This window comes from Streptomyces sp. NPDC060198, assembly GCF_042728415.1.
Classification (GTDB): domain Bacteria; phylum Actinomycetota; class Actinomycetes; order Streptomycetales; family Streptomycetaceae; genus Streptomyces.
Genome location: NZ_JBHWZJ010000239.1, coordinates 1 through 11187 on the forward strand (window position 1 = coordinate 1; position 11187 = coordinate 11187).

The following is an 11187-nucleotide window of genomic DNA, read 5'->3' on the forward strand; positions in this document are numbered from 1 at the left end:
GCAATCCAGCCGCGGGGCGCCGCGTCGTTCGTCCGGGGCACGCCTCCGGGAGCGGGTCTCAGGGGGTGGAGGCGTGGGTGGAGACGTTCGCGCGGGGCGGGTCAGTGGTTGCGCGGGAAGCCCAGGTCGACGCCGGACGGGGCGTCGGCCGGATCCGGCCAGCGGGTGGTGACGACCTTGGCGCGGGTGTAGAAGCGCACCCCGTCGTTGCCGTAGACGTGGTGGTCGCCGAAGAGGGAGTCCTTCCAGCCACCGAAGGAGTGGTACCCGACCGGGACCGGGATCGGTACGTTCACACCGACCATGCCGGCCTGGATCTCCAGCTGGAAGCGGCGGGCGACGCCGCCGTCGCGGGTGAAGATCGCGGTTCCGTTGCCGTAGGGCGAGGCGTTCATGAGGGCGACGCCCTCCTCGTACGTGTCGGCGCGCAGCACGACGAGCACCGGGCCGAAGATCTCGTCGCGGTAGGCGTCGGAGTCGGTGGAGACGCGGTCCAGCAGCGAGATGCCGATCCAGTGGCCGTCCTCGAAGCCCTCCACGGTGTGGCCGGTCCCGTCCAGGACGACCTCGGCGCCCTGCGCGGCGGCGCCGGTGACGTAGGAGGCGACCTTGTCGCGGTGGGCGGCGGTGATCAGCGGCCCCATCTCGGAGTCGGGGTCCGTTCCGGGGCCGATCTTGATCTTCTGCGCGCGGTCCTTGATGCGGGCGACCAGCTCGTCCCCGATCGCGCCGACCGCGACGACCGCCGAGATCGCCATGCAGCGCTCGCCGGCGGAGCCGTACGCGGCCGAGACCGCGGCGTCGGCGGCGGCGTCCAGATCGGCGTCGGGCAGCACCAGCATGTGGTTCTTCGCGCCGCCGAGCGCCTGTACGCGCTTGCCGTTGGCGGACGCCGTGGCGTGGACGTGGCGGGCGATCGGGGTGGAGCCGACGAAGGAGACGGCGGCCACGTCCGGGTGGGACAGCAGTGCGTCGACCGCGACCCTGTCGCCGTGCACGACGTTCAGCACGCCGTCCGGCAGCCCCGCCTCGGCGGCCAGTTCGGCCAGCAGCACCGCGGCGGACGGGTCCTTCTCGCTCGGCTTGAGGACGAAGGTGTTGCCGCAGGCGACGGCGAGCGGGAACATCCACATCGGCACCATGGCCGGGAAGTTGAACGGGGTGATCCCCGCGACGACGCCCAGCGGCTGCCGGATGGAGGCGACGTCCACCCCGCCGGACACCTGGGTGGACAGCTCCCCCTTGAGCTGGGTGGTGATCCCGCAGGCCAGCTCGACGATCTCCAGCCCCCGGGCCACCTCGCCGAGCGCGTCGGAGTGCACCTTGCCGTGCTCGGCGGTGATCAGGGCCGCGAGCTCGTCGCGGTGGGCGTCCAGCAGCGCGCGGTAGCGGAAGAGGACGGACGTGCGGGTCGAGAGCGAGGAGAGGCCCCAGGTCGCGAAGGCGGCCCTGGCCGCGGTGACCGCGGCGTCCACCTCCTCGGCGGAGGCGAGGGCGACGCGGGTGGTGACGGCTCCGGTCGCGGGGTCGGTGACCGGGCCGAACTCGCCCGACGTGCCCTCGACGGTCTTGCCACCGATCCAGTGGTGGACGGTCCTGGTCATGACGATCTCCTTCGGACTTCTCGGACTTCGGAGAGGACTTCTCGGACTTCGGATCGGACGTCCCGGACTTCGCATCGGACGTCCCGGACTTCGCATCGGACGTCCCGGACTTCGCATCGGACGTCGGGGACTTCGCATCGGAGACTTCGGATCGGACGTCAGAGACGACGGTGCCGGGTCGCCCGCCGGCGGTCGTACACCTCGCGGGCTTCCACGGCCGCCGGGCGGGTGGCCGTCTCGGCCACGGGCACATCCCACCACGCCTGAACCGCAGGCGGACCCGGCACTCCGCCCGGTGTCCGGCCCCCGGAGCGGCCGGACGGCGTGGCGAGCGTGACGTGGACGCAGACGGGGTGGTCGGCGGCCCGCGCCTCGGCGAGGGCGGCGCGGAGTTCGCCCACGGTACGGGCGCGCAGGGCCCGCATGCCGAGGGAGGCGGCGTTGGCGGCGAGGTCCAGCGGGAGCGGGTCGCCGGAGTACGGGCCGGTGGCGTCCCGGTGGCGGTAGTCGGTGCCGAAGCGCTCGCCGCCGACGGCCTCCGAGAGCCCGCCGATGGAGGCGTACCCGTGGTTGTCGAGCACCACGAGCTTGACCGGCAGCCGTTCCTGGACGGCCGTGACGATCTCGGTCGGGTTCATCAGGTACGTACCGTCGCCGACGAGGGCCCAGACCGGGCGGCCGGGGGCGGCGAGCTGGACGCCGATGGCCGCCGGGATCTCGTATCCCATGCAGGAGTAGCCGTACTCGACGTGGTACTGCCGGGGCGAGCGTGCCCGCCACAGCCGGTGCAGGTCGCCGGGGAGCGAGCCGGCCGCGTTGATGAGGACGTCGTCCTCGCCGACGAGGGCGTCGAGGAGGCCGAGGACCTGGGTCTGGGTGGGCGCCGCGTCGGGGTCGGGGGCCGCGAAGGCGGTGTCCACCCCGTCCTCCCAGCGGGCTTTCGCCGCCGTGTACGCGCTTCTGTGGCCGGGGTCGACCCGGTGGCCGTGGGCGGCGAGGGCGGCGGTGAGCGCTTCCAAGCCGGCACGGGCGTCCGCGACGAGCGGGAGGGCGGCCTGTTTGTGGGCGTCGAACCCGGTGACGTTGAGGTTGACGAACCGGGTCGCCGGATCGGGGAAGAGGGTGGCGGAGGCGGTGGTGAAGTCGGTCCAGCGGGTGCCGACGCCGATCACCAGGTCGGCCCCGCGGGCCAGTTCCTCGGCGGTGGCGGTGCCGGTGTGGCCGATGCCGCCGACGTCCTGCGGGTGGTCGTGGCGCAGGGTGCCCTTGCCCGCCTGGGTGGTGGCGACGGGGATGCCGGTGGAGGCGGCGAACGCGGCGAGGGCCTCCTCTGCGGCGCTGTGCCGCACCCCGCCCCCCGCGACGAGGAGCGGCCGGCGGGCGGCGCGCACCGCGTGGACGGCCCGGTCGAGTTCGTACGGGTCGGGGGCGGGCCGGCGCACGTGCCAGACCCGCTCGGCGAGGAACTCCTCGGGCCAGTCGTACGCCTCGGCCTGCACGTCCTGCGGCAGCGCGAGGGTGACCGCGCCGGTGGCGACCGGGTCGGTGAGCGTCCGTACGGCCTGGAGGGCGGCGGGGATCAGCGCTTCGGGGCGGGTGATCCGGTCGAAGTAGCGGGAGACCGGGCGCAGGCAGTCGTTGACCGACACGTCTCCGGCGTGCGGGAGTTCGAGCTGCTGGAGCACCGGGTCGGCGGGCCGGGTGGCGAAGGTGTCGCCCGGAAGGAGGAGGACGGGCAGCTGGTTGACGGTGGCGAGGGCCGCGCCGGTGACGAGGTTGGTGGCCCCGGGACCGATGGAGGTGGTGACGGCGTGGGCGGAGAGCCGGCCGGACTGCCGGGCGTAGCCGACCGCCGCGTGCACCATGGCCTGTTCGTTGCGGCCCTGGAGGAAGGGCATGCGGGGCGTGCGGGACGCCCCGGACGCGTCGGGGCTTCCGGAGCTCCCGGATTCCAGGAGCGCCTGGCCGATACCGGCGACGTTGCCGTGACCGAAGATGCCCCAGGTGGCGGCGATCAGGCGTTGCCGGTGTCCGTCGCGTTCGGTGTACTGCCGGGCGAGGAAGGCGATCAGGGCTTGCGCGGTGGTCAGACGGACGGTCACCTGCGGTCCTCCGGGGCGGCGTACAGCGGGAGCCGGGGATCGGCCGGACGGGCGTCCCAGGTGTCCCTGATCCAGGCGTGGTCGGGGTGGTCGCGGATCAGCCAGGCGCGTTCCTCGCCCGGTCCGGCCATCACGTTGAGGTAGTAGAGGGCTCCCTCGGGCGGCGCGATGGAGGGGCCGTGCCAGCCGTCGGGGACGAGGACCGCGTCACCACCGCGCACTTCGGCGAGCACGTCCGCGCCGCCTGGGCGGGAGGGGGAGACACGGTGGTAGCCGGGCCCGCCGCGCTCCAGTTCGAAGTAGTAGATCTCCTCCAGCACGGACTCCACGCCGGGCTCGGCCTCGTCGTGCTTGTGCGGCGGATAGGAGGACCAGTTGCCCGCCGGGGTGAGGACTTCGACGGCGATGAGCCGGTCGCAGGGGAAGGCGCCGGTGGCGGCGAAGTTGTTGACCTGCCGGGCACAGGTCCCGGAGCCCCGCAGTTCGACAGGTACCTCCGACGCGGGACCGTAGCGAGCGGGGAGCTGTCGCTCGCACTTCGCTCCTGCCAGGGCGAAGCGGCCCCCCGCGTCGGAGGAGATCTGTGCGGTGGCATCGCGCGGTAGGTACGCGAAGTCGGCCACCCCGCTGAACACGCTCTCACGGCCGGTGAGTTCAAAGATGTCACCTGCCGTGTGCACCGTACAGCCGCCGGTCAACGGCAGAACGATCCATTCGCTCTCCCCGGTGACGAGTGTGTGAACTCCACCCGGCGGCAGGTCGAGCACCCGAAGGCTCGAACGCTCCCATCGTGCCCGTTCCGGACCGATGTCCAGGGCGTACGGGGCGTCTTCGGGACCGCCCCTCAGGTGCAGGTGGCGGGGCCGGGGCGAGAGGGCGTCGTACGTCGTCATGGAGTCTCCCTACCCCCGCCGGGCCCTGGCGGCGCCGTTCGGCGGGGGTCTTGCGGGCCGGCGGTGCGCCGGAGCAGCCCGGCCGCCGTGTCGACGGCCCGCGCGACGTCCCCGTCCGGCGGGTAGAGCAGCGCCCGGCCCACCACGAGACCGCGCACGGTCGGCAGCCCCAGGGCGCCGCGCCATCGCTCGTACGCGCCGTCCAGATCGTCGCCGACCTCGCCGCCGAGGAGCACGGCGGGCAGGGTGGAGGTCTCCATCACCCGGGCCATGTCGGCGGGGCGCTCGGTGACCGGGACCTTCAGCCAGGTGTACGCGGACGATCCGGCGAGGCCCGAGGCGACGGCGATGGCGGTGGTGACGGCCGGGATGCTGAGGTCCGTACGGAGCCGGCCGTCCTCCCGGTGGCAGAGGAAGGGCTCCACGAACACGGGCAGCCGGTGGGCGGCCATCGCGTCGATGGTGCGGGCGGCGGTGTGCAGGGTGTCGAGGGAACCCGGGTCCTCGTGGTCGATGCGCAGCAGCAGCTTGCCCGCGTCGAACCCGCGCCGGGCGAGGTCGAGGGGGCGGAAGCCGGTGAAGCGGTCGTCCAGTTCGAAGGCGGCCCCCGCGAGACCGCCCCTGTTCAGCGAGCCCATGACGACCTTGTCCTCCAGGGCGCCGAGGAGCAGCAGGTCGTCCACGACGTCCGCGGTGGCGAGCACTCCGTCGACGCCGGGGCGGGAGAGGGCGAGGCAGAGCCGTTCGAGGAGTTCGAAACGGTGCGCCATGGCGAGGGCCCGGCCTCCGACGGCGAGCGCGCCGCGCGCGGGGTGGTCGGCGGCGATGACGAGCAGCTGTTCGCCGGGGCGTACGAGGGCCCTGCGGCGCCTGCGGGCGGCAGCCTCCTCGATGGCCTCCGGGTGCTCGGCACGCAGCGTCACGAGGTCGGCGAGCGAGGAGGCGGCGGGGCTCACGCGTCGGCCCCGGTGGGGAAAGTGGGGGCGGACGACGTCGCGAGCCCGGGTCCGGGTCGGTCCGGCCCGCCCGCTCCATGCGGTCCGCCCGGTCGGTCCGGTCCGTCCGGGAGCCCGGGTTCCGGTCCGTCCGGGAGCACGGGTTCCGGACCGTCCGGGAGCACGGGTTCCGGTCCGTCCGGGACCTCTCCGAGGGCGAGGGCGTGCTCCACCTCGGCCGGGAAGGGCATCGCGGACGAGCAGGCGAGGCGGGAGGCGACGATGGCCCCGGCCGCGTTGGCGTACCGCATCACGCGTTCGGTCTCCCATCCGGCGAGCAGCCCGTGGCAGAGTGCCCCGCCGAACGCGTCCCCCGCGCCGAGTCCGTTGACGACCCGCACGGGGAGCGGGGGCACTTCGGCGACCGTACCGTCGCGGTGCACGGCGAGCACCCCCTCGGGCCCCTGTTTGACGACGGCGAGTTCGACCCCGGCGTCGAGCAGGGCGCGGGCGGCGGCGTACGGCTCGTGCTCCCCGGTGGCGACGGCGCACTCCGCGAGGTTTCCGACGGCGACGGTGGCGAGCGCGAGGGCCTCCCGGTAGCGGCGGGGAGCCTCGGTGTCGGTGTCGCCGCCCGCCCAGAACATAGGCCGCCAGTCGAGGTCGAACACGGTGACCGGCCGCCGCTCCGGTGCGCCCGGCACCATGCCCGTACGGGGGCCGCCCGTACGCGCGGCGAGGGCGGCGAGGGTCGCGGTGCGGCTGGGTTCGGCGCTCAGGCCGGTGCCGGTGACCCAGAAGATCCGGGCGGCGCGCACCGCGTCCAGGTCGAGTTCGTCCGCGTGGATCTCCAGATCGGGCGCCTTGGGCAGGCGGTAGAAGTAGAGCGGGAAGTCGTCGGGCGGGAACAGCTCGCAGAAGGTGACCGGGGTCGGGTACGCGGCCACTTCGGTCGCCCACCGGTCGTCCACCCCGAACTCCCGCAGCTGTTCGCGCAGATACCCGCCGAAGGGGTCCCGTCCGGTGCGGGTGACGACGGCGGTCCGGAGTCCGAGCCGGGCACCGGCCACCGCCACGTTGGAGGGCGAGCCCCCGAGGAACTTGGCGAAGGTGTCGACCTGCGCGAGGGGCACTCCCGTCCGCAGCGGATAGATGTCCACACCGATGCGTCCCATGGTGATCAGGTCGTACGGCCGAGGCATACGTGTCCCTTCTCCCTGCCCGCCGGAGCGCGGGACGACGCGTCCGGGGCCCCGGACGCGGGCCCGCCCGGGGCGCGCCCCAGGCACCGCGGACCACAGGACAGCCCTACCCCGGAACACCCTCAACATTTGGCCGGGACATGCGGACGCGCCCTTGACTCCACCGGGACAGGGGCCGAGGGTGGCCGATATGACCCGTTCCGCACCCGTCCCCTCCCGCATCCGTATCGGCTCGGCGCCCGACTCCTGGGGCGTCTGGTTCCCGGACGATCCGCAGCAGGTGCCCTGGCAGCGCTTCCTGGACGAGGTCGCGGCGGCCGGGTACGAGTGGATCGAGCTGGGCCCGTACGGTTACCTGCCCACCGATCCCGCCCGGCTCGCCGACGAGACCCGCAGCAGAGGGCTCTCGGTCTCCGCCGGAACCGTGTTCACCGGGCTGCACCACGGGCCGGAGGTCTGGGAACGGACCTGGGAGCACGTCGCCGGGATCGCGGAGCTCACCCGGGCGATGGGCGCGGAACACCTCGTCGTCATCCCGTCGTTCTGGCGCGACGACAAGACCGGCGAGGTACGGGAGGACCGCACTCTCACCCCCGCGCAGTGGCGCGACCTCACCACCCAGACCGAGCGGCTCGGCCGGGAGGTGCGGGAGCGGTACGGGCTGCGGATCGTCGTCCACCCGCACGCCGACACCCACATCGACAGCGAGGAGAACGTCAACCGGTTCCTCGACGCCACCGACCCCGGCCTGGTTTCCCTCTGCCTGGACACGGGGCACTACGCCTACTGCGGCGGGGACAGCGTCGAACTGCTGCGGACGTACGGGGAGCGGATCGGGTACCTCCACCTGAAGCAGGTCGACCCCGAGGTGCTGGCGAAGGTGATCGCCGAGGAGCTGCCCTTCGGGCCGGCCGTCGCCCGGGGCGTGATGTGCGAACCGCCGCGCGGGGTCCCGGCACTGGAGCCGGTGCTCGAAGCGGCGCGGGCGATCGGCACCGACCTCTTCGCGATCGTCGAGCAGGACATGTACCCCTGCGCCCCCGACGCCCCGCTGCCGATCGCCCGCCGCACCCGCGCCTACCTCCGCTCCTGCGGCACCCCGCCGCCCAGCGCCGTGACGCCGTGACGGGGGTGGAGCGCGGCCCCTGCGCGTTCCACCCCGCCTCGCCCGTACGACCGGGCCGGCCGGCCGCTTACGTCATACCGACTGCGCCTGCTGCTCCGGCACGACGACCGGGGCCTTGGGGCCGCGTCGGTCCGCGACCAGCATCAGGGCGAGGCCGAACACGACCCAGCAGCCCAGCACGAGAGCGGGTGTACCGGCCCCGGTGCCGTCGAAGAACGCGTTGGCGCGCAGCAGGCTCCCGGAGGCCCCCGGCGGGAGGATCTGCCCGAGGGCGGCCCAGCCGCCGGGCAGCCAGTGGGCTCCGCTGCCGAGCCCGGAGAGCGGGTTGCCCAGGAGCATGACGACGGCGGCGCCGAGGCCGAACCCGGCCATGCCCATCAGCGCTTCGAGGCCGAGGAGGGTCATCACCAAGGCCGCCAGGCCCAGGGACATCCCGAGGCTGCTGAGCAGGTAGCCACCACTGAGGGAGCCGGTGCCGAACTGGAGGAAGGCGGTGACCGCGAATCCGGCCAGCAGGGCGAACCCGGCACCTCCGGTGAGGCGGCGGCGGAGTCCGGAGTGCCCCGGGAAGAGACGCGTGAGGAGCACGGCGGGAATCATGCCGCCGAAGATCATGGGGAAGGCCGCGGCGGCGAAGCCCGCGCCCTTCGGGTCGTCGGCGGAGAAGGGCTTGAGGTCGGTGACGGTGACCTCGGCATGCTGCTGTTGCGCGATCCCGTCGCCCATGGCGGTCACGGCCGCAGTGGGCTGCGATCCTCCGGCGGTGGCGGTGTAGACGGTGACGTGCCCGGGAGTCATCGCTATGCCGCCCATGACGTCGCGGTTCTCCATCGCCGACTTGAGGGCCGCCTCGTCGTCGTAGGTGGTGACGTTCCACTCGTCGCCGGAGAGAGCGCCCGTGACGGCCTTGGTCGCCTGCGCGGATCCGGTCACTCCTACGGGGAGTTCGTGGGGGCCGCTGTTCACCGAGGGCAGGGCGAAGGCGCAGAGCATGAGGATCACGACGGCGGCCAGGCCCACGACGACGACCAGGAGGTTGCGCGCCTGCCCGGCCGGTGCGGGCGGGGTGATGTGCTGGGTCATGGTGGATTTCCTCGCGGTTGGCCGGTGAGTGGACGCATGTCGGGCCGTCGTGGCGTGCGCGGCGGGGAGACATGCGGGGAGAGAGAAGCGGCGGGGAGACTTGCCGGGGGAAAGACATTGCGGGGGGAGAGAAGCAGCAGGAAAGCGGCGGGAAGAGGTTGACGGCGGAAAGCCGAGCACCTCACCGCTGGAGCCGTCGCCGGACGTACGCCCCCGCACGGCGGGGCGGCGGAAACGATGCGGGTGGGCGAGGACGCACGAGCCCTTCCTCAGCCTCACCCGAGGTCTTGATACAAGAATACAAGGTACATTGATGCGTGTGTCAAACGAAGAGCTCCACCCCGCCGTCCAGGTGCCGTCCGACCTGGTCGAGGCGGCCCTCCGGGCATCGCGGGCGCGCGGGTCTGCCGTCGCCGACGTGTCGATGCAGGCCATCGCGCATGAGGCGGGCATCTCCCGCAGCACCCTGCTGCGCCGCCTCGGTGGCGCACGGCACGCTCTCGACGAAGCGGTCCGGGCCGCCGGTGTCGACCCCGGCGGCCACAAACCCGTGCGCGAGCGCGCAGTGGAGGCGGGGGCCGCACTCATCAGCGACGACGGGCTGGCAGCGCTCTCCCTCGAACGCGTCGCCGCGGCGGCCGGCTGCTCGGTGCACAGCCTCTACGCCGCGTTCGGCGGCCGGGACGGGATGATGCAGGCCATCTTCGAGCGGTACGGCCCGTTCGTGAACATCGAAGAGGTCCTGGCCACCCGCCCCGGGGACCTGCGGAGCACCGTCCGCAGGATCTACACGCACCTCGCCGAGGTCGTCGGACAGGAACCCCGGGTGCTCCCCGCGATCCTCGCCGAAGTCCTCGCCCGCCCCGGGAACGACGCCGCAGAGGCCCTCGCGCGCCACATGGTCCCGCGCCTCTATTCGAGCATCGGCGAGTGGCTGGCCCTCGAGGTCGAGGCGGGCCGCATCCGCGACTTGCCACTCATCGCACTCATCCACCAGCTGTCGAGCCCCCTGCTCCTGCACCTCCTGCTCCGGCCGACCCTGGAACTCGTCCCCGACCTCGCGATCCCCTCCGTCGAGGAGATGTGCGACGCCTTCGCCGAGGCATTCGTGCACGCCGTGGGACTGCCGGAATCCTGACGCGCCGGGCGGGGGGCCATCCTCGCGGGCCACGTCGCTACGCGGGCAACAGGCCGGGGGTGCGGGCTGCGGCTGCCGCTGCCGCTGCGGCTACGGCTACGGCTACGGCTGCGGCTGCGGCTGCGGCTGCGGCTACGGCTGCGGCTACGGCTGCGGCTGCGGCTGCGGCTGCGGCTGCGGCTGCGGGCAACGGGCTGGGGGTGCGGACCGTGCGGGCTGGGGGTTGCGGGCCGGGGGTGCGGGCTGCGGCTGCCGCTGCCGCTGCGGCTACGGCTACGGCTACGGCTACGGCTACGGCTGCGGCTGCGGCTGCGGCTGCGGCTGCGGGCAACGGGCTGGGGGTGCGGACCGTGCGGGCTGGGGGTTGCGGGCCGGGGGTGCGGGCAACGGGCTGGGGTGCGGACCGTGCGGACCGGGGGCAACGGCCCGGGGGTGCGAACCGTGCGGCCCGGGGGTGCGAACCGTGCGGGCTGGGGCTGCGGGCAACAAGTGCGGGCCACGGGCTGCGGCTGCGGGCCGTGGGGTATGCAGCGAGCAGCGACCGCCCGTCTTCGCCCTACATGTACCGGTTGTGTACGGCGTGCGTCACAGATGCGCGACAACCCCCGGAAGCGGGCTCTCCCGGTCGTTCGACAGGTCACCACTGACTGATCGTCAACTGTCGCACCGCGGCGCCCCTCAGGCCCGAAACGCCACCGCGGTGCGGCGACGTACAGAGAGGCGACACTCGATGACGGACAGCACGCTCTGGTCCTACAAGGACATCGCCGCGCACATCCGGGTCCTGCCGGACACCGTGCGCTCGTACCGCAAAAGCGGCTTCCTGCCTGCCCCCGACCAGGTGCGGGACGGTCGGCCCTACTGGTACCCGGACACCGTCCGCCACTGGGTCGCTCTGCGCCCCGGCAACCGGAGCCGCACGCTCGCGAGTCGGGCGACCTGAGCGGATCGTGCGGCCCGGACCGTCCGGGCGGGCCGAGCGAGGGGCGCGAGCGGAGCCGGCCAGTGCGGCCGGGCGGGGGGGGGGGGGGGGCCCCCCCCCCCCCCCCCCGCGCCCCGAGCGGCCCCCCCCCGCCCCGCCCCCCGCCCCCGGCCGGGCGCGAT

General features: G+C 73.6%; 9 protein-coding genes. 3 read left to right on the forward strand and 6 right to left on the reverse strand.

Annotated elements, in window-relative coordinates; all coding sequences use genetic code 11:
* Nucleotides 1-101 precede the first annotated feature (101 nt).
* The 5 genes from ACFWEP_RS24465 to iolC all read right to left on the reverse strand — a co-directional run bounded on the left by ACFWEP_RS24465 (nt 102) and on the right by iolC (nt 6736).
* Nucleotides 102-1604, reverse strand: coding sequence for a CoA-acylating methylmalonate-semialdehyde dehydrogenase (locus ACFWEP_RS24465; protein ID WP_387372896.1), 1503 nt, complete (start codon nt 1602-1604; stop codon nt 102-104).
* Between the two features lie 158 nt (nt 1605-1762).
* Nucleotides 1763-3706 carry a 3D-(3,5/4)-trihydroxycyclohexane-1,2-dione acylhydrolase (decyclizing) gene (gene iolD / locus ACFWEP_RS24470; RefSeq protein ID WP_387372898.1) on the reverse strand — a complete coding sequence of 648 codons (1944 nt, stop codon included), beginning with the start codon at nt 3704-3706 and terminating at the stop codon, nt 1763-1765.
* A complete protein-coding gene (gene iolB, locus ACFWEP_RS24475) occupies nt 3703-4599 on the reverse strand; it encodes a 5-deoxy-glucuronate isomerase (protein WP_387372900.1) in 897 nt (298 codons plus the stop codon). Before iolB ends, iolD begins: the two co-directional genes overlap by 4 nt.
* A complete protein-coding gene (locus ACFWEP_RS24480; RefSeq protein WP_387372902.1) occupies nt 4596-5555 on the reverse strand; it encodes a deoxyribose-phosphate aldolase in 960 nt (319 codons plus the stop codon). The genes iolB and ACFWEP_RS24480 overlap by 4 nt, the downstream gene beginning before the upstream one ends.
* A complete protein-coding gene (gene iolC, locus ACFWEP_RS24485; protein ID WP_387372904.1) occupies nt 5552-6736 on the reverse strand; it encodes a 5-dehydro-2-deoxygluconokinase in 1185 nt (394 codons plus the stop codon). The genes ACFWEP_RS24480 and iolC overlap by 4 nt, the downstream gene beginning before the upstream one ends.
* 190 nt (nt 6737-6926) lie before the next feature.
* Between iolC and ACFWEP_RS24490 the strand changes: the two genes are divergently transcribed.
* The gene (locus ACFWEP_RS24490) at nt 6927-7862 is read left to right on the forward strand and encodes a sugar phosphate isomerase/epimerase family protein (protein WP_387372906.1); all 936 of its coding nucleotides are present in this window, start codon (nt 6927-6929) and stop codon (nt 7860-7862) included.
* Nucleotides 7863-7934: 72 nt separating this feature from the next.
* Here ACFWEP_RS24490 and ACFWEP_RS24495 read toward each other — a convergent pair whose 3' ends face one another.
* Nucleotides 7935-8945: a hypothetical protein gene (locus ACFWEP_RS24495; RefSeq protein WP_387372907.1), complete on the reverse strand. Its 1011-nt coding sequence runs from the start codon at nt 8943-8945 to the stop codon at nt 7935-7937.
* Between the two features lie 319 nt (nt 8946-9264).
* Between ACFWEP_RS24495 and ACFWEP_RS24500 the strand changes: the two genes are divergently transcribed.
* A complete protein-coding gene (locus ACFWEP_RS24500; protein WP_387372909.1) occupies nt 9265-10083 on the forward strand; it encodes a TetR/AcrR family transcriptional regulator in 819 nt (272 codons plus the stop codon).
* 730 nt (nt 10084-10813) lie between these two features.
* Entirely contained in the window at nt 10814-11026 is a 213-nt protein-coding gene (locus tag ACFWEP_RS24505) for a MarR family transcriptional regulator (RefSeq protein WP_387372910.1), read from the forward strand.
* Nucleotides 11027-11187: the final 161 nt, after the last annotated feature.